The organism is Acidithiobacillus concretivorus (assembly GCF_018853445.1).
Taxonomy (GTDB): domain Bacteria; phylum Pseudomonadota; class Gammaproteobacteria; order Acidithiobacillales; family Acidithiobacillaceae; genus Acidithiobacillus; species Acidithiobacillus concretivorus.
The window spans coordinates 1-20,749 of the sequence record NZ_JABELD010000143.1; the positions used below are offsets into that span (position 1 = coordinate 1).

Annotated in this window: 24 protein-coding genes and 1 tRNA gene; 14 read left to right on the top strand and 11 right to left on the bottom strand. The window is 53.3% G+C overall.

What is annotated here, in order from left to right:
• The 3 genes from HJG40_RS13840 to HJG40_RS13850 all read right to left on the bottom strand — a co-directional run.
• Positions 1 to 598: hypothetical protein (locus HJG40_RS13840; protein WP_215864738.1), on the bottom strand; the 598-nt coding region annotated here is incomplete at its 3' end.
• A 4-nt stretch (positions 599 to 602) separates the two neighbouring features.
• On the bottom strand, positions 603 to 4,340 hold the full coding sequence (locus HJG40_RS13845; protein WP_215864739.1) for an efflux RND transporter permease subunit: 3,738 nt from the start codon (positions 4,338 to 4,340) through the stop codon (positions 603 to 605).
• Between the two features lie 5 nt (positions 4,341 to 4,345).
• Entirely contained in the window at positions 4,346 to 5,482 is a 1,137-nt protein-coding gene (locus HJG40_RS13850; protein WP_215864740.1) for an efflux RND transporter periplasmic adaptor subunit, read from the bottom strand.
• A 349-nt stretch (positions 5,483 to 5,831) separates the two neighbouring features.
• Between HJG40_RS13850 and HJG40_RS13855 the strand changes: the two genes are divergently transcribed.
• The gene (locus tag HJG40_RS13855; protein ID WP_226857471.1) at positions 5,832 to 6,425 is read left to right on the top strand and encodes a DUF1643 domain-containing protein; all 594 of its coding nucleotides are present in this window, start codon (positions 5,832 to 5,834) and stop codon (positions 6,423 to 6,425) included.
• 2 nt (positions 6,426 to 6,427) lie between these two features.
• Here HJG40_RS13855 and HJG40_RS13860 read toward each other — a convergent pair whose 3' ends face one another.
• Positions 6,428 to 7,081 (bottom strand): YidH family protein, encoded by a 654-nt coding sequence (locus tag HJG40_RS13860; protein ID WP_010638524.1) that lies wholly within the window; start codon positions 7,079 to 7,081, stop codon positions 6,428 to 6,430.
• 171 nt (positions 7,082 to 7,252) lie between these two features.
• Between HJG40_RS13860 and HJG40_RS13865 the strand changes: the two genes are divergently transcribed.
• The 13 genes from HJG40_RS13865 to HJG40_RS13925 all read left to right on the top strand — a co-directional run bounded on the left by HJG40_RS13865 (position 7,253) and on the right by HJG40_RS13925 (position 16,263).
• Positions 7,253 to 7,328, top strand: a tRNA-Asn gene (locus HJG40_RS13865).
• Positions 7,329 to 7,730: 402 nt separating this feature from the next.
• Complete coding sequence (locus tag HJG40_RS13870) at positions 7,731 to 8,777, top strand: tyrosine-type recombinase/integrase (protein WP_215864741.1); 1,047 nt, start codon at positions 7,731 to 7,733, stop codon at positions 8,775 to 8,777.
• On the top strand, positions 8,774 to 9,466 hold the full coding sequence (locus tag HJG40_RS13875) for a hypothetical protein (RefSeq protein ID WP_215864742.1): 693 nt from the start codon (positions 8,774 to 8,776) through the stop codon (positions 9,464 to 9,466). The genes HJG40_RS13870 and HJG40_RS13875 overlap by 4 nt, the downstream gene beginning before the upstream one ends.
• 120 nt (positions 9,467 to 9,586) lie before the next feature.
• Entirely contained in the window at positions 9,587 to 9,829 is a 243-nt protein-coding gene (locus HJG40_RS13880) for a hypothetical protein (protein WP_215864743.1), read from the top strand.
• A complete protein-coding gene (locus HJG40_RS13885; protein ID WP_215864744.1) occupies positions 9,826 to 10,032 on the top strand; it encodes a hypothetical protein in 207 nt (68 codons plus the stop codon). The genes HJG40_RS13880 and HJG40_RS13885 overlap by 4 nt, the downstream gene beginning before the upstream one ends.
• Positions 10,029 to 10,871 carry a toprim domain-containing protein gene (locus tag HJG40_RS13890; RefSeq protein WP_215864745.1) on the top strand — a complete coding sequence of 281 codons (843 nt, stop codon included), beginning with the start codon at positions 10,029 to 10,031 and terminating at the stop codon, positions 10,869 to 10,871. The genes HJG40_RS13885 and HJG40_RS13890 overlap by 4 nt, the downstream gene beginning before the upstream one ends.
• Positions 10,871 to 12,187, top strand: a complete 1,317-nt coding sequence (locus tag HJG40_RS13895; protein WP_215864746.1) for a DNA primase family protein — start codon at positions 10,871 to 10,873, stop codon at positions 12,185 to 12,187. Before HJG40_RS13890 ends, HJG40_RS13895 begins: the two co-directional genes overlap by 1 nt.
• Positions 12,188 to 12,542: 355 nt before the next feature.
• Positions 12,543 to 12,749: a hypothetical protein gene (locus HJG40_RS13900; RefSeq protein ID WP_215864747.1), complete on the top strand. Its 207-nt coding sequence runs from the start codon at positions 12,543 to 12,545 to the stop codon at positions 12,747 to 12,749.
• Positions 12,746 to 12,940: a hypothetical protein gene (locus HJG40_RS13905; RefSeq protein WP_215864748.1), complete on the top strand. Its 195-nt coding sequence runs from the start codon at positions 12,746 to 12,748 to the stop codon at positions 12,938 to 12,940. Before HJG40_RS13900 ends, HJG40_RS13905 begins: the two co-directional genes overlap by 4 nt.
• Positions 12,937 to 13,359 (top strand): terminase small subunit, encoded by a 423-nt coding sequence (locus HJG40_RS13910; RefSeq protein ID WP_215864749.1) that lies wholly within the window; start codon positions 12,937 to 12,939, stop codon positions 13,357 to 13,359. Before HJG40_RS13905 ends, HJG40_RS13910 begins: the two co-directional genes overlap by 4 nt.
• Positions 13,360 to 13,473: 114 nt before the next feature.
• The gene (locus HJG40_RS13915; RefSeq protein WP_215864750.1) at positions 13,474 to 14,277 is read left to right on the top strand and encodes a hypothetical protein; all 804 of its coding nucleotides are present in this window, start codon (positions 13,474 to 13,476) and stop codon (positions 14,275 to 14,277) included.
• A gap of 897 nt (positions 14,278 to 15,174) precedes the next feature.
• Positions 15,175 to 15,846: a hypothetical protein gene (locus HJG40_RS13920; protein WP_215864751.1), complete on the top strand. Its 672-nt coding sequence runs from the start codon at positions 15,175 to 15,177 to the stop codon at positions 15,844 to 15,846.
• A 99-nt stretch (positions 15,847 to 15,945) separates the two neighbouring features.
• Positions 15,946 to 16,263 carry a hypothetical protein gene (locus HJG40_RS13925; protein WP_215864752.1) on the top strand — a complete coding sequence of 106 codons (318 nt, stop codon included), beginning with the start codon at positions 15,946 to 15,948 and terminating at the stop codon, positions 16,261 to 16,263.
• On the opposite strand, the gene HJG40_RS13930 is transcribed toward HJG40_RS13925, so the two are convergent.
• The 7 genes from HJG40_RS13930 to HJG40_RS13960 form a co-directional block, all read right to left on the bottom strand.
• The gene (locus HJG40_RS13930; RefSeq protein WP_215864753.1) at positions 16,255 to 16,791 is read right to left on the bottom strand and encodes a DNA N-6-adenine-methyltransferase; all 537 of its coding nucleotides are present in this window, start codon (positions 16,789 to 16,791) and stop codon (positions 16,255 to 16,257) included. The genes HJG40_RS13925 and HJG40_RS13930 overlap by 9 nt on opposite strands.
• An 880-nt stretch (positions 16,792 to 17,671) precedes the next feature.
• Complete coding sequence (locus HJG40_RS13935; RefSeq protein WP_215864754.1) at positions 17,672 to 18,265, bottom strand: CBS domain-containing protein; 594 nt, start codon at positions 18,263 to 18,265, stop codon at positions 17,672 to 17,674.
• 85 nt (positions 18,266 to 18,350) lie between these two features.
• Positions 18,351 to 18,917 (bottom strand): YbhB/YbcL family Raf kinase inhibitor-like protein, encoded by a 567-nt coding sequence (locus HJG40_RS13940; RefSeq protein WP_215864755.1) that lies wholly within the window; start codon positions 18,915 to 18,917, stop codon positions 18,351 to 18,353.
• A 73-nt stretch (positions 18,918 to 18,990) separates the two neighbouring features.
• On the bottom strand, positions 18,991 to 19,437 hold the full coding sequence (locus HJG40_RS13945; RefSeq protein WP_024894748.1) for an Hsp20/alpha crystallin family protein: 447 nt from the start codon (positions 19,435 to 19,437) through the stop codon (positions 18,991 to 18,993).
• A 314-nt stretch (positions 19,438 to 19,751) separates the two neighbouring features.
• Complete coding sequence (locus HJG40_RS13950) at positions 19,752 to 19,973, bottom strand: hypothetical protein (protein WP_215864756.1); 222 nt, start codon at positions 19,971 to 19,973, stop codon at positions 19,752 to 19,754.
• A complete protein-coding gene (locus HJG40_RS13955) occupies positions 19,963 to 20,175 on the bottom strand; it encodes a hypothetical protein (protein WP_215864757.1) in 213 nt (70 codons plus the stop codon). Before HJG40_RS13955 ends, HJG40_RS13950 begins: the two co-directional genes overlap by 11 nt.
• Before the next feature lie 264 nt (positions 20,176 to 20,439).
• Complete coding sequence (locus HJG40_RS13960; RefSeq protein ID WP_215864758.1) at positions 20,440 to 20,739, bottom strand: hypothetical protein; 300 nt, start codon at positions 20,737 to 20,739, stop codon at positions 20,440 to 20,442.
• Between the last annotated feature and the right edge of the window lie 10 nt (positions 20,740 to 20,749).

Below are 20,749 nucleotides of genomic sequence, written 5' to 3' on the forward strand. Positions count from 1 at the left end.
GCCCGCCATAAGCTGGCCCTGGGGTATATTGGGGTGCGTATCCTTGCTGGGGTGCATATCCCTGTGGCGGTGCCGCCATTGGAGAAGAGGCTGGAGGTGCTGTATCCAGGGCACCTTCGTGCGGCCCATTGGGGTAGGGGCCCGGAGGTGGGGGAACCCAGTCCGCTACTTCGTTGAATGTGGCTGTGGGCATGGGCGTTTCATGGTTGCTCCAGCCTGGAACGGGTGGCGTGCTCTGGGGGGCTTGTTGTTCTGCGTTGTTCCGGGCGCTGGCTATATTTTCAGTTGGTGCAGGCCAGCCGTTGGTCTCGTAGGGATAGCTGGATGTATGGTGTGGCGCATATCCATGCCACTCGGCATAGGTGGAGTCTGCTGGCATTGGCGCTGGCAATGCTTGATCTGGACCGGTCTCCGACCAGCTGGAAGACGTTGCGCTATTGGCCATGCCAGGACCTGGCATTCCCGAATATGGGCTGGAGTAGGGCGTGTCTACGGACGCCAGGGCCTGGGCTTGCAGGCCCAATGCCGTACAGACCGCCACCCCCAGCCAGAACAGGTGCTTGTGGCTAAGGCGTGAAAGGGTTGTGTGCCTTGTCATGGGATTAATCCTCCTTTTTCGGTTTGGAACCGGATGACCGTAAATGAATGCCACGCGCTTTGGCGTGGGGTGAAGGTGGCGCAGTGGTTTCAGCGTTTGTGGTTGCGACGGGGTTGCTTTGCTTGCTGTCGGGGTCGTTGACCGAGCTGCTGGCACTTTCTGCGGTCGCGGCGTTGGGATTTACCGGTCCTTGCGCTGTTCCATCCGGCCCTTCAGGTTTGTTGTTGGCGGCCGGGCGCTTCATCAGCCAGGCCCAAAGTTGTCCAAGCAAAGCCATCAGGATTTTGGTGATGGCCTGGAAAAATGCGCGAATATCCTGTCCGATCATGTCCAGGGTCATGCGTAAGGGACCGGTCTCTTTCGTGGCGGCGTCTTGAGTCGCTGCTGCCGCCTGAAGATCACTTTGGGCCAGTCTGTCCCGAGGCGCCAAAGAAACCTGCAAATGTGTGGGAGCAAACGGGAAAGGCTGCGGATTATGGGGTTGCGCATCGCCCAGATCCATCCCTGCCGGGCAGAAAGCAGCACGACCGCTGACACAACCCAAAGGAATGACCAGCAGGGTAAGGATGGTCGAAATCATGACCCCGAAGAGCAGGGAAATACCCATTCCCCGGAAAATCGGGGAGGTGATGATTTCTGCCGAACCGAGCATGAGTGCCAGCGCCGTAATCACAATGGGCCGGGTACGGGTCGCGCAGGCTTCAATCAGGGCATCCATGACCGGCATGCCTTCGGCCACTCTTTGCTGAGAGTAATCCACCAGCAAAATGGAATTACGCACGATGATGCCGGCCAGAGCAATGAAGCCGATCATGGAAGTGGCCGTAAAGCTCGCCCCAAACAGCCAGTGACCAGGTAAAATCCCGATCAGAGTCAGGGGAATAGGTACCATGATAATGGCGGGGATGACAAAATTCCCGAATTCCCAGACCACCAGCATATAGATGAGGATAATCGCCACGGCAAAGGCAATGCCCATATCGCGGAAGGTCTTATAGGTCACGGTCCAGGCACCACCCCACTTGATTGTGGCATGATTACCGCTAGGAACGCTGATCCAGTCGATGCCCAGCGGGTGTCCATCGGGGGTCAGATAAGCGGACAGGGCATCTTCGACTTCCAGCATGCCGTACAGCGGGGCGTCCAGACGTCCCTTGCAGCCTGCCGTCACATATTCAACAGGCTTGAGATCCTGCTGGTAGATGGGTTGTTCCGCTCTCTCGCGATCAAAATGCCCCAGTGTATAAAGAGGGACGGCGCCATAACTGACGGAGGGTATGGGAAGTGCCGCCAGACTATAAACATTACTGCGCAGGGCCAGAGGCGCCTGCAGCACGGCGGGTACCGCAAGATTCTGACCGTAGGGGGTAAAGTTACCCAGCTTGTAATTACCAAGAGTCATGGCCAGGGTTTCGTTGAGGGCGCTGGGACGTACACCGGCCATGCCCGCCTTGATGGTATTCAGATGAAAATGCCAGTAGTCATGAGGCGCTTCCAGGGTGTTATCGACCTCGGTGAGGTTTTTGGCCCGGGCAAATTCTGCCGTCACCTGCCGGGTGACCGCGTCGCGGATGGCTGCAGAAGGACCATAAACTTCTGCCACAACGGGTGCCAAAACCGGTGGCCCCGGCGGACTTTGCACGACGACAATATGGGCCTGGTGTTGCGCCGCGATGGGCGTAATCAGCCGCCGTGCGACGACGGCGAGTTCGGAACTGGAGGCGCTGCGTTCGGCTTTGCCGAGCAACTGCACATGAATCATAGCCTGCCAGGGCTGGTTGCGCAGGTAGTAATGCCGCACCATGCCATTGAAATCATAAGGTTCCGGCGTGCCCACATAACTTTGCAGCGCCTGGACATCCTTCATCCCCTGTAAACGCTGTACCACCTCGGCAGTTACATTGGCGGTCACCGGCATGGCGGTACCTGCCGGCATGTTAATGACGACGTTAAAGGCACTGGAATTACCATGGGGCAGCATGGTGAAAGGCACCCACTCCACCAGAAACAGCGCCAGACTGGCAAAAAAGGCGACCACAATGCCACCCAGAAACAGGCGACCATAAAATTTGCGGCGAATCAGAGGAATCAGGGTGTTCCGGAAAAATTTGCGCAACCAGGTAGCTTGTCGGTGTTCGCTTTTGTGCATGCGTTCCAGGGATTTCAGGCTGGGTTTGAAACGCAGCATCAACCAGGGCGCCAGGGCAAAGGCGGTAAACAGGGAGAAGAGCATGGCCACGGAACCCAATACGGGAATGGGCGCCATGTAAGGACCCATCATCCCGCCCACAAAACCCATGGGCAGCAAGGCGGCAATGACCGTAAAAGTTGCCAGAATGGTGGGATTACCCACTTCGCGCACGGCATCAATGAGGGTTTCGGTGGACGTCGTCCCTTCTTGCAGCCAGCGGCGATATACGTTCTCGACAATCACGATGGAGTCGTCGACGAGAATACCGATGGAGAAAATCAATCCGAACAGACTGACCCGATTAATGGTGATACCCAATAACCAGGCCGAGAATACGGTAATCAGCAAAATCAGCGGGATGGTGATGACGACGACAGCGGCCGCCCGCCATCCCAGGGCCAGCAGAATCAGCAGGGTGACCGCTGCGGTGGCTACAAAAAGCTTAAAGAGCAGGGAATCGACCTTGGCATTGGCTTTTTTGCCGTTATCGCGGGTGATGCGGACATGCACATTACCGGGAATGACCGTCCCTTCCAGGCTGTGCATTTTCTGGATGAGGGCACGGGCGACCGTCACGCCGTTACTGCCGGCAATTTTGGCCAGGGCAATGGTGACCGCCGGAGCGCCATCCACTTCGGGCTGATTTTTGCCGGCCTTCTGGTAATAAGTCACCAGACTATGGGGATCGCTGGGGCCAAGCCGGACCTGCGCCACCTGAAACAAATATACCGGTTCTCCGTCATATACCCCGACCACTAAATTGCGCACTTCTGCCGGAGTGCGCAAAAACTGTCCGGTGACAACGCGCATCTGCATATTTTGCACATCGGTTTGCCCGGTTTCGGTCTGGGCATTGGAGGCCTCAATGGTTTGCGCGACCTGCTGCGGGGTGATGCCATACGCAGCCAGGCGGCCCGGATGAATATCGACGGTCAGTGCTTCCTGAGGGCCGTGGACAATAAAACTCTCTCCGGTTTGGGGCACCTGCTTGAGATGTTGCAAAGCGGTGCGGGCAATTTCGTTGAGGGTGGCGGGACCGACCTCGCGGGACCAGAGCGTAAATGTCATGAAGGGTACGCTATTGATCCCTTTGGCACGGACCAGAGGATGACTGGCTCCCGGTGGAATGCGATTCATGTTGGCGGCGAGTTTGTTGTAGACCTCTACCAGGGAGGGACCCATCCGTCTGCCCACCTGAAAGCGCACAGTGACCATGGATTCGCCGCGATTCGACACCGAATAAACATGCCGCACTCCGGGCAATTCGCTCATCATGCGTTCTAGAGGATCGCTGACCATGCGCGATACTTCGGCAGGCGAGTGACCGGGATAACCCACAAAAATATCAATCATCGGTACGGATATTTGCGGATTGGAAGCTCTGGGCGTGGAAATCAGGCCGAGTATGCCTGCGGCAATCAACACAATGAGTAACAATGGAGCCAATGGCGAACTGACAAAAATCTTCGCGATAGACCCTGCTACGCCCAGACTGCGTGACGGCTTGGTTTGCGGGTTTTCCGGCTCGGGTGTTTGGCAACCGTTATGCATGTTGATTACTCCCCGGACGTCGCACTGGTCTGGAGTTGATAACCAGACCCGATTCCGGCGGGTGGATCATTGACAATGATCTGACCAGCGCGCAGTCCGGCCAGCACCTGAATCTGCCCGTCCGGCAAGGGTCCACCCAGACGCAGCACATGCATTTCAGTCACTCCGTGATGATCCACCAGCACCGAGGGCAAAGCGGTCCCGGGAATGAGGGCGCTACGGGGAATGGCTGGTTCATCCTGGGCAGAACTACCGTAACTGGGCAGGCTGATGGTCGCATACGCCCCAACGCGAATGGCGGCATTGCGAGGCAGACTGACCTTGACGGCCACCGTATGGGTTTGGGGATTGGCCTGGGGGGCGACATGAACGACCCTGCCGCTCACCATGCCTGCGTTATCTCCCAGGTGGACGGGCAGGGATTGTCCGGGATTCAGATGGGTAGCCAGACTTTCCGGCACTTTGACCAGTAATTGCTTGGGTCCACCGCTGCCCAGTACCATGAGCGGCTGACCGGGCTGCACAATATCACCCGGATTAACTTCTTTTACGAGGACTACGCCCTGAAAGGGGGCCAGAGAAACCGAGTTGTTCATCTCGGCCTCAATCTGGCGGATTCTCCAGGCCGAAGCCTCCAGCTGGGTTTGCGCCTTCAGAGCAGTAGCTTTCCGATTTTCCAGATTGGATTGATAGGTGGCCCAGGGGTTCTGGCTGTTGCCCATCATGGCCTTGAAGCCTTGGCCCATCCAGGTGAAGGGGTTCATGAAGGAGGGGGGATCATAGCTGTAAAGCTGATATCCGTACTGGGAATAACCGTTATGCAGGGCGACTTCATCAGCCTGATAGGCAGCAATGGCCTGGGCTTTCTGGGCAAGCAGCTGATCGTCATCCAAAGCCACCAAAGGTTGACCCGGTGCAATAGGCATTCCGGCTTCACCGGCCACAAATTTGACCCGGCCAGGCAACTGGGCACGCAGGGTGACCGTAAACGCCGGGATAACTCGGCCCCCCAACATGGGACCAATGCCGGGAGCCGCTTGCACCGTCACAAGGCTCGGCGCGGCCGCCAGGGCCGTGCCAAAACCCATGCCCAAAAGGAGAGGGCCGCAAACTAATGCACAACGCCAGGTGTTTATTTTCATAGACAGGTTCCTTGCAGATTTTATGCGCTTAAGCAACGCCCAAAGTATTTGTCTATTAGCAGAAACTGTGCCAAATATTAAGCCCATGTAAAATATGGTTTTTATAAAAATCTCTAAAAATCACTGCAACAATTAATTTTTTTATCTAATTGTTAAATATGAATTTTATGGTGTTGAATCGTTGCAACGGACTGTTGCAGTGCTATGCTGTGGTCTGGGCTGCGGTCAGGTTGTGCTTTTGCTGATCAGGATGCACTGAGCTTTGATAGCGATGGATACTACTGGTCTGGTGGTCCCACCTGCTGATATTGTTGATAATTCATAGGCAATGAATACGGAAATCTAAAACATGACGAAGAACCTATCCTCCGGCACCTTGAGAATCGGGCGAACCGTACAACATGCGCCAGCCGTGGACATGGCCGCTATTCAGGCAGATTTTTCACCGTGCCGTACCTGGCGGTATGGATTGAGCTTGCCATTTCGTGAGCGTAAAGGCGCTATGATGACGGTTTTTCTCAAAAATCCCTCCAGTGCCAGCGAGCTCTCCGCAGATAAAACCGTACGCACGGCCTCGGAATATGTATGGCGCAATTTCCCGGAAAGTGGGGGGGTCCACATTTTGAATGTGTTTGCGCTCAGAGGTACAGACAGTAAAGAAGTGGGGAAAGTGTTGCGTGAAAAAGGCGCTGCGCATGTAGTCGGCCCGCAGAATGACGAGGTCATCAAAACAACGCTTGCAGCAAGTTCGGGAGTGATTATCGCCTGGGGAGGGCATGCCGGTATTCCGGCATCTGCCTATGATCAGCGGGTATGTAGTTGTCTGGAATTACTGGTAGAAAGCGGATTGCCGGTATGGCGAAATGGTCGTAAGGGATCCGAAAAATATCCCTTTCATGCCTGCTATTGGGCTTATCAGGATGCATTGATTCCGCTTTCCTGATTTTACAGGGATACCCGAATAATCATGACCGCAAGTGCGACAGTAATACCAAATAAAATAACGCCATAGAGACCGTATAGGAATTTATGGACATGGTAGCAGCCTTCATCTACCTTCTTGACTGTACGAATGAAATTGATACCACCAATCATCAGGTTGGTGATTCCAAGGACAATAAATATAATGCCCATTCCTGAGAACCCTTCTCCCATGACCAGCTTGGTGTGGAGCATGATAGAAAGTTGTTCCAGAAAAAAATCAAACTTTTCGATGACAAAGCCAAAAGCAATCAGACCAATACCCGTTCGTACCCATGCCAGAAAAGTACGTTCGGCGGCCATATAAATACGCGGATCAATAATCTCTTTTGCTGCCACGGGGGGTCCTTTTTCAATATGTTGCAGATCAAACATAAAATTCAAGCCTACCACAAAAACCAGAGCAATGGCGGGCCAGGTCAGTACATTGAAAAGCTCGGTAAAAAAATGGCCTAGTTTTGCGTAATGTAATGCCAGAAAGAGTACGGCTAGACGTGCTGAAACCAATCCTGTTCCGATCGATACAAACAGTAGCTTAAAGTAACCTAGATACGTGCGTTCCAGTGCCATGTACAATCGCGGTTCTTGTACGGTTGGCAGGCGTTTCAGGAACATCATGGCTGGGTTCACCGAATGATTGGATGGGCAGGGGGTCAGGACGTTAAATTATTGCGTGGGGCAGTCTATCGCGAAATACTCCGACCGTGAAGCGGTGTCGAAACATCATCCTAAAAAATGCCCCGCAGTTCTTGACGCGAAGCAAAGGGAAGGCTAGGATACGCCCACTTTTCCCCGGTAGCTCAGTCGGTAGAGCGGGTGACTGTTAATCACTAGGTCGGCAGTTCGAGCCTGTCCCGGGGAGCCAAAAGAAACAAGCATCTAGGTTATAGCCTAGGTGCTTTTTTTATGCCTGTGGGGGATATTTGGGGGAATCACTGCCAGCACTCCCCCGCAATCTGCAACACTACAGATAATCGCTACTTCACCCAAAAACGCCCATGTTTTAGACCGTGATCCCCAAAATATCCCCCAAATGGCGGATTATCGAGAATCAAGTACAAATAAATCATAATGTTGCATTGTTAGGTGACGTGATTATATATCGGGTGTTGTTCTTTATCGTGGATTGCGGCACAATACAAAACAGGCTGAGAGATGTTGAAGCATCTGCCCAGCCCTACCACGGCAAACCGCTAGGAGGCCCGCCAATGGATGCAGCAAGTATATCGTACTCAGCGCCAGCCCTCACCACCTGGAGGGCGTAAGTATGGCTTATATTGAGAAACGCGAAGGCAAGACCGGAGTCACCTACCGCGCCCAGATCAAGCGCAAGGGTGCGCCTATCCTATCCAAGACATTCAAGCGCAAGACCGACGCCGAGGCGTGGGCGAAGAAGCAGGAAGTCGCCATGATCGAGGGTGAGCACTTCCCAGAGCGTGCAGCCCAAAGGCACACATTCAGCGAGGCCGCCGAAAGGTACATGGCTGAGCATTTGCCGACTTTGAGCAGCCCAGACACCCGGGCGAGAAATGTTGAATGGTGGACCGCTAAGCTGGGCCGCTTGCGTCTTTCTGGTGTTACTCCCGAGATCATTAACGAACATCTAAAGGCGCTGTCAGAGGAGCCAATCCGTAACGGCAAAACCCGCACCGCCAGCACGATCAACCATTACCGCATCGCCGTGACCCACGTCCTGAAAATGGCGCGTAAATGGGGCTGGATAGGTACATTACAGACCGACCGAGTAACGCGCGTGAAGATCGACAACGCGCGTGTCAGATACCTGGATGATGACGAACTGCCCCGTCTATTAGATGCCGTAAAGCATCACCCTGATCTGAATCTTGTAGTCCTGCTGGCGTTAGGCACCGGAGCGCGTGCAGGTGAATTGCTTGGCCTCACCTGGCAGCAAGTGGATCTGAAAAAGAGGCAGATACTTCTGACCAAGACAAAGAATGGGGATATGCGGACATTGCCTGTTCCTGAGCAATGTATATCCCTTTTGGCGGGCAGGGTGCGCCGATTGGATACGCCGCTGATCTTTCCCAGCCACAGGCACCCGCAAACGCCGATTGATCTGCGCCGACCGTGGACAGAAGCACTTGCCGCCGCCGAGATCGAGAACTTTCACTTTCACGATCTGAGGCATTCAGCCGCCAGCTACTTAGTGCAGCAAGGCGTGTCCCTTGTTGCCGTGGCCGCGTTGCTAGGGCATCGCACCTTGCAGATGACGAAGCGGTATAGCCACCTTGCCCCTGAACATTTGGCGGAACTCGGAAGCAAGCTTGATGACAAGCTAGGGGGTGCGCGATGATTGGCCGCAAGGTTTCCCCTGCGAAGATGGTCGCCACGCAAAAAGCGTTCAATGAGCACATGCGAAAATGGACGCGGGACCAGAACGCGGGCCAGTTCAAGGGTTTTCCCATTGCAGAGCCGCGCACCATAGGCCAAGAGTGCGAGGCAACCAAGGGCGAACGGATACCCCTTGAAGTCCCCGCCCAGCCCGTAGAGTGGCGGCATGAAGGCAGCCTCATGATAGGCACTCCGCCAAAGGGGGGAGAATACCAATCCCTGCATGATGACTACGCTGCGATGGCACGGAACCATAACGGCATCGCGGCGCTGGTGGAGGGCCTGCGGGCGCTGGCAATCAACCCAGAGATTGCAGAAGGCGAAGAATCGGGGGCGTTTATATCTGGGCTATTGGAGGCCATCGAGGGCAGTTATCAGGGCGAGCTTTTGGGGTTGCTTCCAAGTGTGGCGGGTGCGCTGCGGGCAGCAGGGAAGCACAAGGCCACCGATGCCGTGAAGGAGCCTGTTTTAAGCAGGTGCCGAGCCTACAAAGAGGCGCACCCCACACACGGCAACGGCAAAATAGCAAAGGAACTGAAAGCCTACGCCTTCGCCTTGAACAATGAGAAAGGGCGGCCGTTCAAATGGAACGATGAAACAGACGCTTACGAAGCAATAAAGGGATGGCTCACCCCGTCCAAAAGCAAATAAGGGTGGGGGTGCTCTGCTAGCACAGCAACTGCGCTGCAAGCATAGCAATTATCATATAAAACACAACAATTTATAACGTCCTTAACGCGGCAACAACGCCGCACTAATGAGGACGTTACCATGCAACCCGAAGTAGAAAACTCCACAACTGAGCTTTACACGGTAAAGGATTACACCAAGCGCCGCCCGGCATTTACTCAAGGCGGCTTGCGTCATTTGTTTTTTCACCAAGGCCCAGAACTTGAGCAGTCGGGTGCCATCGTTCGTTTTGGCGCTCGCATCTTGATTGACGATACCGCATTTCTTGCGTGGCTGAAGGCTGGCAACGCCCGGCACATTGGCAGCAATCGAGGTGCTGCATGAACGCCGCCCACAAAAAAACCGGGGCGGGCACCCCGGCGGCACAGCACAACATCGTCGAGAGCTATTCTACCAGCATCAAGGGCAGACGTGCCATAACCCATTTATGGACCGCCAGCCGCGCAGTTCACGGTGCTGCTCTGACTGAAGATGATCATGCGTTGATCGCTGAAGCCTTGGCGGAAATCGCGGAGGTGATGGGATGAGCGACATTATTAGCGAAGTGCTTGCGGACATGGGTGCTTGCGGCCTGGCACCCAGCAAGCCCAGCACAATCATTTTTGACTCGCCTGGCATGATTCGCTACCACGTTGAAGGCGACGCACCCGGTTCACGCAATGGCTACTGGCGCGGGTTTTCCGATGGCCGTCCTGCTGGCATTTTTGGCTCTTGGAAAACGGGCGCGTCACACCACTGGATCAGTGGCGACGCAACCACTGCCACCGAAGCCGACAGGGATCGCATACATGCCATCCAGCGCCAGCGTGAACAGGAACAGGCCCAAGAGCACGAGCGCGTCTCTGAGATCGCTACAGCGCAATACAGAGGGCTTCCAGAGGCAACAGGGACACCATACACCGCACGCAAACGCATCGAGCCGATGAACGCCAAGCAGCGCGGGAACTCGCTGGTGCTGGCTCTGCAGGACTGGGACAGAAAAATCTGGAGCCTGCAGACGATTTATCCCGATGGCACCAAGCGGATGCTGAAAGGTGGCCGGAAGCGCGGACTGCATATCTACGCTGGAGGGAATCCACACGGCAGGCTGCTGATTTGCGAGGGTTACGCTACAAGCTGTTCACTGGCGATGATGGACCCCGACGCCGAGGTTGTTGCTGCTGTGGATGCACATAACATGAAGCCAGTCGCGGAAGTGTCCAGATCGCGTTTCCCTGAGCGTGAAATCGTTTTATGTGGTGACTATGATCCGGTAGGTGTCCGATGCGCTGAGGCGGCAGCTAGGGCCATTGGCGGGCTGGTGCTGATACCTGAGGCACCCGGCCAAGACTGGAATGACTTTCTGGTTGCACAAGGGGGTGCGTGATGAGCGTTATTCCATTGCCAACGGCAAAACCCGCAGAAAAAGACTCGACTCCAGATCATACGGAACTGGCTGGATATATTGGCGAACGTGCCAAGTTTATCAGTAATCGCGGCGACTTTTGGGCCTATTCAGAGGATGCGGGAATCTGGCAGGTTGTGCCGACCGAAATGATACACCGGCGTATTCAGGACGTGTGCCGCCAGTTCGGTATTGCGGCCAATTCCAGCAGAATCACCGGAACCGAGAAAATGGCCCACGCCGTCCATTACAAGGATGTGAAGTGGGACGCATCCAACCCGCGTGATGTTGCTGTTCAAAATGGCGTACTGAAGCCACACGGCGAAGGATGGGAGCTGCAGCCTTACAGCTTGGAGGACTACCGCCGGGTATCGCTCCCGATCACCTTTGACCCAGATGCACGGTGCCCGCGATTTACGCAATTCGTTCAGGAGGTATTCGCGGAAGCTGAAGACGCCAAAGAAAGAACGCTGGCCCTGATGGAAATGGTAGGGCTGACCTTGACCGCTTCCACCGAGTTTGAGAGGGCCGTCATGCTTGTCGGTTCTGGCGCGAATGGGAAAAGCGTCATGCTCCGGTTGCTGGCTGACATGCTTGGCGAATACGCAGTGGGCATCAATCCCGCCGAGTTTGATAACAAGTTTCAGCGGGCCAGTCTGGACGGAAAATTAGCGAATATCGTGACTGAGCTTCCAGAGGGCACCACGCTTCCAGATGGCGCGATTAAGGCCATTATCAGCGGCGAAAGCTGCACGGTTGAGCATAAGCACCGCGACCCTTTTGTCATGAAGCCTATCGCCAAAGTCTGGCTTGGCACGAATCATCTACCATCGACGCGGGATTTTTCCCCGGCATTGTTCAGGCGCTTTATGATCCTGGGCTTTCCAAACACTTTCCCAGAATCTAAGCGCGATGTGCGTCTATCCGAAAAACTCAGGGCGGAAATCCCCGGCATTTTGAACATCGCATTAGCGGCACTCGCTCAGGCGTTTAACAGAGGGTACCTAACCACCCCGCCAAGCAGTGCGGATGACGTGTCCACATGGAAGCGTGATGCCGATCAGGTGGCGAGCTTTGCAGATGAGACGCTTATTATTGAACCGGGTTCACGAATCGCGAGCGGCGAAGCGTACGGTCTTTATCGGGAATGGGCTATTGAATCGGGCATTCAGCGACTAGTGAACCGGAAGTCATTCACCACCCGCATTGAAGGCTTGGGATTGGCTCAGGCAGGGAGAGGCACGGGCGGAGAACGGTTCCTTTTTGGGATACGCCAAAGACTGGCGGGGGACTTATGACACCAATAGACGGGTTCTGGGCCGACGTTCTGAGTGGCGAAGGTGGCGCGAGTGGCGCGAAACATCATTGCACTGCAGATTGCGCGAGAAAATGTAATACAAATATAGGGGGGGAGAATATAGGGCACAATGGGTTTGTCGCGCCACTCCTGCCACTAACGCCCTTGGCGTCACCCGACTGCCCCGATCAGTACGCAACGGCCGAACGCCTTGCAATCCAGTCAGAACCGCCTCTTGGCGGATCGGAATCAGATAATATTCCAGGCTTTGACGACATGGCGCCCATCACCATGCAAGGGCGCAGAGCCATCAACACACGCATTTACGGATGGGTTTACCCGCAGGAGATCAAACTATGACTGTCCAAGACTGGAACCCGAAAACAGCATTGAAGAAAGCAGTGCCATTTTTCCGGGCATTGCCGCATCTGACGCAAGCCCACCTGACCACCACTGGCGGCCTGACCGTGTGCATCTCTTTTGATGCTTGCACTTCCGAGCTGGTGGCTTTTGACGACGACGATAACGAACTAGGCCGCACGCCGTTCGAGGTGACGCCATGAAACCATCTGCATATCTGGCGGTCTGGTTGCGACTGCTGACCCGCAGCCCTGCTGAGCTGGCGGCAGAACGTCTTGCACGCCATCCAGCCCCACCACCGCACCGCAAGCAAGGCACCAAACAAGCCCTACAGCGCACGCAAACTGACGGGGTGCTACCAGTGCCCCACTTACCCAAGAGGAGTCAGCCATGACGAACGAACTCACCGAAGTGTTAGACGTACTCCCACCCCGTCAAGAGCGTTTCGCGCTTGAATACTCCCGCACAGGGAACGCTTCCAGTGCCGCAACACTTGCGGGTTATTCGCCAGCAAGCGCACGGTCACAAGGGAGTTACCTCCTGACAAATCCAAACATTCTCGCGCGCGTGCGCGAGCTGCAGGCTGAATGGCACGCGCAACAGATCGCGGCGATTCGTGACCACGTTGCACCCGCCATTCAAACGCTGGCGGAAATCGCGGCAGGACAGGCCGACGCCAAGGGCGCACAAGCCCGTGTACTGGCCTCATGTGCCCTTCTGGACAGGGCGGGCTTCCAACCCATTCAGAAGGTGGAGACGAACCAGCAGACGGCAATCGTCGTTCAAATATCCCGCGATGATATGGAGCTGTAACCTTGCCGTAACCTTGGTGTTGCACCCCCGCCTTGGGGGTTTTTCTTTGGGTGGCATTAATTAGAAAATCGACTAATAACCCTTTGCTGCTTTATCTAACCAAAGGAGTTCAAAATGAAGAAAATAGCTGTAGCCGTCGCTCTTACTCTACTTCCGGTCTATGCCATAGGCGCCAGTATGACCGGCTCATTCGGGCAGACGCAAAACCTGATTGGCATTTATGGCCAGGTAGTTGGTACACCCTCCTCTGTTTCCGCCTCAGATCCTAACGGCTCCGCTTCCGCGTCTGGAGGCAATACTGTTGGTGGCGTTGGCGTCTTTGCAAACGGCGTGAACAGTGACCTGTGGTTTGTGCATCTGGGATTCAACTATGCCGCCGGTGCTGCAATCTCTGGAGGATCCGGAACCGTTAATAACAACAACGCCAGCGGCTCTACTTCTGTGAATGGGCACTCTCTGCAGTTTAACGCCAGACTGGGCAAACTGTTTGCTGTGACGCCTGTAGTGGCGGTCGGTCCCTACCTGGCCTATCAGTATGCCGACTTCAAGCTGGGGGTTAATGGCTTCGGTAATGCTACCTATGGCAACAATGCCCTGGGCGGCGGCGTCGAGCTTGTCACCAATACCGGAGGCCCTTTTGATGTTGATGCGCATGTTGGCTATCTTGCCGGCGTAAATGCTAATGCGAGCGCAAACACCATTGACGGGAGCGGGACTGTTACTAACCCGCCGTCATCCGGTGTTCTGCAGTTGGGAGCCAAGGGTGTCTATGCCTTCACTCCGCATTTCAGCGCGTTTGCTGGTGTGTCCTATGATCGGTATCACACTTCCTACAACTATCCTCTTGAGGCTGTAAGCGCATCCGCCACAATTAATGAGGTGCGCGGCATGGTTGGATTGGCCTACAACTTCGGATAAGCCCTTGTTGCCGCCCTGGTGGTGATCTCGCCAGGGCAAACCTTGACAGTATCCGCCAAGTAAACAGCGGGTCGCGGTCCGGAAGATGCCTGTAATTGTTTTGTGGCGCTTACCGAGATGGTGACACATGCAAAAACGGTAATCAGATGTGACCCTGAAACCGCAACCCCTGATCTTCGGATGCAGGGGGTTTTCTTTGGTTGGTACTGGATGCCGCCAGAACGACGCACATGCTGTTATATGACAAGTCACTTAATCTGCTGGCGCTGTTACTGCGTAACGACCGGCTTACGTCTGGATGGATGCAGCGCCAGCTTGGCGAGGGGGATATTTGGGGGAATGACTAACAAAAGGCACCCAAACGGCACAACACGCCATGACAAAGCGGGGCGGCTAGTGGTTTGATTATTTTAATATACCGCGTTGTGACGTGTTGCCGTTTATTGGATTAAACCTGACTGTTAATCACTAGGTCGGCAGTTCGAGCCTGTCCCGGGGAGCCAAAAGAATCAGGCACTTAGCGAAACTTGCTAGGTGCCTTTTTTGTTTCACGTTTACTTTCACGTTTACTTTCAGCCTTGCGCTTGCATAATTCTGCATGACAGCGCATGAGAGGATTCCACCTTTCGTGTGCACAAAAATACATAGTATGAGCGCATGCTCAGAGGCTACGGGCTCGGGCTGACAACCGGTATAGCTTCGGGGTAGAGACTTTCGGGCGAAACGCGGCAAGGTTTCCCCCAATGTATTTCTCATCCTTACACAGACTATGAAGAAGTGGTTTGCTTGATGACCGCCTCCGGGAAATGGTCAGCATTCGTCGTAAAAAATTCACATATTTGCGTGTGGTAATCTGAATAAGTGCACATACCGCACGGATATTTGAGGAAAACCTCGATGCAACAGACAAACCAACCCGTCCCCTATGAAACCCTTTTAAAGGAGTATGCGCAGGAAACCCACATGGACCAGTATCGGCAAAAGCACTTTCAACAATGGTGCAGCGATGCAAACGGCTGTAGTTATTGCGTGTCTCAGGGTGCCTGGCCATTCTTTGGATTCATCCCCCGTCCCAATCAATCCGTCACTCTCTGTGTTGCCGTGAGTCACCATAAGGATTTTTTCTACCTAAAGATTCCTACAGCAGATCTTCAGATTAAAGTGGAAGGCCAAAAAAAGTTCTGGGGAATCTCCCACCAGCAACCCTGGCAGGATAGCCTCTTGGATTTTGCAGTGGCATGCCCTCTGTTTTTGCAACAGCTCCCCTGGAAGCTGATGCCGGGTAGCCTGGAGCTTTGGGATGAAGACCGCACCCTCATCCTGGTCGCGCAACTGGCACGACCTTTAGGAAAACTGGGTACCGACCCGGAAATGGAACTCAGTGGGGCCTTATTCGACTTTCTCGATAAAGCCATTATCCGATTCATGCTGCACGAGCTTCAGATTGCCACCATCGGCAAATATCGTTTTCTCTGGGAAAGCCGGGATGCTGAAGAATGCCAGATGCGCATGCGTTCACTCGAACAACATCGTGGCCTGGTTCCTCGGTTTTTGGTGGAAGCCCTGTAAGCCGCGATGCAGAGCGGGAACGGATGGGGATTCCCCATCCGGCCCAATCCCCTGACCGGCCTCTACCCGCTGTCTTTTTTGAAACAAGGAAACCATACCATGCATATTTCTGCACAACTTGCCCAAATCGCCTATACCGATGCCCTCCAGCATCTCGTGACCGGCTTTGTTCTGCTCGGCATTGTCGGGCTTGCGCTGTTGGTGGCCGGCTTCGCCTGGCGAAAATACCGTAGCCATCCATACACGGAGGAATGGGCCTTCGTGAGCGTGATAGCCCTCCTCGTTGCGACGGCTGGTATTTTTCTCACCCTGTTTTTTCTGGCCAACATTTGGAATTGGGTGGGCATCCAAGATCCCGCCCTGCTGGCCGCCAAACAGCAAATCGCTGAAGCCCATCGGCCTAGGCCCTTACTCTGATGGCTGTGGGGTTGCCGCCATAATGCCATCCAAGAGCGCCCCACTCTCTGTATCCTTATCTGTATCCTTATAAGCGGGCTGACGGAGACGCAGCAAAACCGAGGGGAAAGGGCTGGCATCCCCCCTTTCTCCATTTTTCCTCAAAAAACGGATTCTTCCCTTTAAATACTGGACAGTCGCCCCCGCTGCCATTAAATCATGCCACCACAAGGTATCGGTGCGGGACGGCACGAGCAGGTAGATGATTTCTGCGCGCCTGGCCCGAATCTCCGCTATGGCTTTGTGCGCCCAGGCGGCCAGTTGTCGGCCATAAGGGGGATTGAGCCAGACGATGCCAACCCACGGTTGCAATAACCCATTTTCCTCCCGCGTGTAATGCGTTCGGGCCGGTATCGGCCCGTCGGTTCTGGGACTGGCGGGGTCGCAATCAAATTCCCTTCGTCCTATTTCAGCGAGCACCCCCTCAATCAGTTCGGGTGGTGTATACCATTCCTGAGAAGTCGAAGAAAAAAGGGCAGCGTGTTTCATTTTCTGTTGCTTGCGTCTTGCCCGGCAGGCTTTCTGGGCGGCTTTCCAGCGCTCACGGTCGTTGGCATATTTTCGGGGGCGGCCCACGCGCTTGGGTAACTTCGATGACTCCTAAAAATCTGGAGAGTAAGGGTGTGAAGCAGAGCGGCCGGATTTTGGGTCTTGGAGAAAGGAACGCGGGATCAAATTGATCCCGGCCCTTTATCCAGTAATCGATATCCAGGGCTTCGCAATTTACCTGTTCTGAAGCCACCTTGACCCACTGGACAGAACGCAATAGAGGTACATATGCACGCATAGCGGTCTCCTTATTTCATGTCTGAGGACAGAATACCCCAGGCGCAGGATGTTTTTGGGAAAATTAAAGGCGTATTTTCGCGTTTTTTCCGTACAGCGTGCGGATCCGAAGGCCCATGAGTCGGGTGCGGGCAATGCTGCGGTCGATATCTCGCCTTGGCGCATCCGCACCCAAGCCTGACGAATCGTAAACATCTCAAATCTCCTGTTGCTCATGGTTGCCTCCAGAAACGAGGAGGTAGCCGACTCAGAAGTTCGAGACCCGGATAAGTAAACGGCAGGTGGCACCATTATGGTGACCCTGGAATAGCTTCATATTGCTGGCTTTCACGACCTTGTTGACGAACCAATTTACCGTGCCTGTTAAGCAGCGCTGGTCATTAGCCAGTTTTCAGTAAAAATCAGCGTTTGGATTGTTCGCCTTTGAGAACCTCAGTGTTTCGCTAATGCACATAATATTTCAACGGACTAATGATCCATATTCCGCGATATGGGGTGGTAAATACCTGATGCTGACAGATAGCAAACGAATGACGCAGATTTACAGGCATGACTATTACGCCGTCATGAATCTCTCTAGCCCCTAATCATCCCGCAAAAGAATATGCTCCAACTCGGAAAAACTTTGCACTGCGTCACTGACCGAAAGTTCTAGATCGAGTTGACGAGCAATTTGGCTAATGGAGAAAACTCCTCTGATTTCCGTCTGCTGCATCCTATTTTCACGAACCAGTGCGTGTTGGCGACCTGCGTCTCGCAAGGTAAGAACGATGTCCCCTACCATGGAACGCTCTACTTCAGACAAATCCAATACATCGATTTGATGCTGACCGATCATCACGTCTTGCACTGAAATTTCATTTCGAGTCATACCTTTTTCCGCCGCGATACGAATCGGCTTCTCTCCTGTGATATCTCGAGCCGTTACCAATCCAATCAGGATGTCCGCATCGTCCAGAACAAAGAGCATCCGAACGCCCGTGTGAATCATGTGTTGTAAAGCATGCTCGATAGATACTGAGGCTTTGGTGGTAACGGCGGGAACGCGGTACAGGTCGGTCATACAGTGGATAGCCGGGTCTTCAGGTAACACCTTGAGCGGAAGTCCGTCATCCATTAGACATAAGCGTGAACCCGGTGGAAGTCTATAATGTTTTAATGCCCGAAATGCCTTCATTGCCGTATCTCCTATCATGCTTCACGATAACCCGCTCAAATCAATTTGCAGGAGTGCTCGATTGGTTTGAATGCAGCGATGCCTCTCATGGGCTGGACTTTACCGGTTCATCTTTATCCAGAGCAAAGTGCCCGGAGAATTCGGCATGATCAAGTATGTGCCCCAAGTCGTAAAACTCTCTGGCTCGAAGATCCGTGGCTGGAGGAATATCCAGTTGATCGGCCTTTTTACCTGGAATTCGAAGTTCAGCCTTCACCATCTCCCAGTCGGCCCCTTCCGGAAGCCTCAGTGAAGCCTTGTCCGTGGCCATTAGCAGAAAGTCGTAATGCTGAAGCTGGTGGCTGGCCGCTCCTTCTGGAGGTTTGTACCCCGTAAATCCAAAGCTGTTAAGTCCTGAAAGGATACCTTCAGGCAGAGGGCTACCCTCATGGATCCCTTCAATGCTTGGCGGAATATCGTAGAGTAGCCAGTGAATACGATGTTGGCTATCCGCTTCGCGATGTTCCATGAGGAGTATCAGGCTTTTGGTTCCTTCTGGCACGTGTTGCCAGAAAATAGGAGGGGTCACTCCGTCTCCCTGTTGCGTAAACCGGCGAGGGATCCAGTCATCAGGATCAATCCCCGTACTAAATACTCTCATTGGTATGGCCATGTGAATCTCCTTTCTCAGCAGAAAAAAACAAGTCAGAATGGCTTCCGGTAAACCAGAAGCCATTCCAGGTCACTCAGGAAATGGTGATCCTCTTCCGCTTGGCGGATTCCGTTTTTGGCAGTACCAATTCAAGCACACCATCTTTAAAGGTCGCTTTTACCTGATCACTATTGATATCCACCGGAAGTTGAATCGTCCGGGAGAACTCGCCGTAATGTCGTTCACGATATACATAGTTCGCGTCTTTTTCCGTTTTCTCCTCTTGTTTCACACCACCAAGGTATACTTGGTTGCCATGCACCTGGATATCAAGATCATTCTTTTCAACACCGGGTATTTCAGCTTTGAGAATAAAGGCGTCATCTCGGTCAATAACATCTATATTGGCAACCTGTGGATAGGATTGTCTACGTAAAGATGCCGGGGAAAAGAATCCGGGCATAAACGTGTCAAGTACGCCTTCCAGTGGATCAGTCGGACGCACATCCATAACCGTGGGACGGGATACTTCTTTAGCCATGGTGTATACCTCCATCTTATGACAATAACCTTTTAACAATCATAGCCTGCTCTCAGGCTGAAAGATTTATGGGTATGCTCCACTAAAATTTCAAGGGGGCGTACAATGGTATCTAAGCGAATGGAATGCACGTTCTTTAGCGGTATCTCTAGGCAGCTTCCGAAACAACTGAGTTGAAGCCAATAGATGTACTAAAGAGTGTACCACAGGGGCTTTCTACCCCTGTGGTACAAATCATCTTCAAAGGTGATAAAAAGGAGAGTGATGTTCAGAAAGATCGGTTCAGAAACATAACGGTACCGGCATATTTTCAGTTAGGCCGGGCCAACATCCGGATCCATATCGAGTGGATCACCCCATTCATGCCTAATCTCACCACGTCTTTTGACTGGGACACTGATTCCTTTGAATAATTCATGGAATGGCTTCAAGTCCGCCGGTATCGACGACAAACTAGCCATGGACTCCATAATCTTACCAGCTTCTCTTTCGCTCATTGTCGCTACGACCATTTTATCTTCAACATTAACCTGCATGAGATGCTCCTTGATAAAATGACTTCGGTTGACGGAAGTTGTTATCCATGGACAGTACTGCCTCTGCGGAAAGATAGGCAAAGTCCAAAGTAGACCGGTTGAATTCTCCCGCTTTTTTGAGCAGAATATCGGACACCTTGTCAGCCTCAGACTTGGTCATGCTTAACTGGAGTTTTCCATCAGACAGTTTCTCTAGCTTCATAATAACCTCATTAAATAAGCCAAATACGCCCAAACATTCTGAAACCTACAAATTTCGACCGCAAAATATGCATAAAGTTCTGTCATGCAGAAGGAACAGGAATGATAGGTGCATCCGAGAAACACAGGATTGGATCAGAGGTCCCCCGATAATTAGATAATAGATTCTATAAAAACACCTCATGGTAAATCTCTGGCCGTTCTAATGAATCAAGTTTTCAAAGCAAAATATTAATACTGCTTATGTCGATGGCTGCTCTATATTTTACTGTATTTTAATATGCTTCAATCGGTTTTCTTGAATGGTGCTCACTAAATTTAACAAAGCTTCCCGCGAAAAATCCATCTGCACGCCCCTTTCTGCAGTGCCATACAGTGTGACCCGGATATATTCTTGTTCTGGATCGTGCCTCAACTGATCCACAGCCTCCAGCAAGGCCTGTTGAACCATGGGATAGAGCCGCATCTGTATCGCGGGGATCTGCTGACCTTCAGCATCTTCCATGACTAGTCCAATTTCCAGAATTGACGACTGCGCCCCATCTTTTTCATTTTCACCATCCATTTTGTATCTC

Coding starts and splice junctions, on each gene's coding strand:
- HJG40_RS13845 (WP_215864739.1), bottom strand. CDS start 4,340: ATGCATAACGGTTGCCAAACACCCGAGCCGGAAAACCCGCAAACCAAG.
- HJG40_RS13850 (WP_215864740.1), bottom strand. CDS start 5,482: ATGAAAATAAACACCTGGCGTTGTGCATTAGTTTGCGGCCCTCTCCTT.
- HJG40_RS13855 (WP_226857471.1), top strand. CDS start 5,832: ATGACGAAGAACCTATCCTCCGGCACCTTGAGAATCGGGCGAACCGTA.
- HJG40_RS13860 (WP_010638524.1), bottom strand. CDS start 7,081: ATGATGTTCCTGAAACGCCTGCCAACCGTACAAGAACCGCGATTGTAC.
- HJG40_RS13870 (WP_215864741.1), top strand. CDS start 7,731: ATGGCTTATATTGAGAAACGCGAAGGCAAGACCGGAGTCACCTACCGC.
- HJG40_RS13875 (WP_215864742.1), top strand. CDS start 8,774: ATGATTGGCCGCAAGGTTTCCCCTGCGAAGATGGTCGCCACGCAAAAA.
- HJG40_RS13880 (WP_215864743.1), top strand. CDS start 9,587: ATGCAACCCGAAGTAGAAAACTCCACAACTGAGCTTTACACGGTAAAG.
- HJG40_RS13885 (WP_215864744.1), top strand. CDS start 9,826: ATGAACGCCGCCCACAAAAAAACCGGGGCGGGCACCCCGGCGGCACAG.
- HJG40_RS13890 (WP_215864745.1), top strand. CDS start 10,029: ATGAGCGACATTATTAGCGAAGTGCTTGCGGACATGGGTGCTTGCGGC.
- HJG40_RS13895 (WP_215864746.1), top strand. CDS start 10,871: ATGAGCGTTATTCCATTGCCAACGGCAAAACCCGCAGAAAAAGACTCG.
- HJG40_RS13900 (WP_215864747.1), top strand. CDS start 12,543: ATGACTGTCCAAGACTGGAACCCGAAAACAGCATTGAAGAAAGCAGTG.
- HJG40_RS13905 (WP_215864748.1), top strand. CDS start 12,746: ATGAAACCATCTGCATATCTGGCGGTCTGGTTGCGACTGCTGACCCGC.
- HJG40_RS13910 (WP_215864749.1), top strand. CDS start 12,937: ATGACGAACGAACTCACCGAAGTGTTAGACGTACTCCCACCCCGTCAA.
- HJG40_RS13915 (WP_215864750.1), top strand. CDS start 13,474: ATGAAGAAAATAGCTGTAGCCGTCGCTCTTACTCTACTTCCGGTCTAT.
- HJG40_RS13920 (WP_215864751.1), top strand. CDS start 15,175: ATGCAACAGACAAACCAACCCGTCCCCTATGAAACCCTTTTAAAGGAG.
- HJG40_RS13925 (WP_215864752.1), top strand. CDS start 15,946: ATGCATATTTCTGCACAACTTGCCCAAATCGCCTATACCGATGCCCTC.
- HJG40_RS13930 (WP_215864753.1), bottom strand. CDS start 16,791: ATGAAACACGCTGCCCTTTTTTCTTCGACTTCTCAGGAATGGTATACA.
- HJG40_RS13935 (WP_215864754.1), bottom strand. CDS start 18,265: ATGAAGGCATTTCGGGCATTAAAACATTATAGACTTCCACCGGGTTCA.
- HJG40_RS13940 (WP_215864755.1), bottom strand. CDS start 18,917: ATGGCCATACCAATGAGAGTATTTAGTACGGGGATTGATCCTGATGAC.
- HJG40_RS13945 (WP_024894748.1), bottom strand. CDS start 19,437: ATGGCTAAAGAAGTATCCCGTCCCACGGTTATGGATGTGCGTCCGACT.
- HJG40_RS13950 (WP_215864756.1), bottom strand. CDS start 19,973: ATGCAGGTTAATGTTGAAGATAAAATGGTCGTAGCGACAATGAGCGAA.
- HJG40_RS13955 (WP_215864757.1), bottom strand. CDS start 20,175: ATGAAGCTAGAGAAACTGTCTGATGGAAAACTCCAGTTAAGCATGACC.
- HJG40_RS13960 (WP_215864758.1), bottom strand. CDS start 20,739: ATGGATGGTGAAAATGAAAAAGATGGGGCGCAGTCGTCAATTCTGGAA.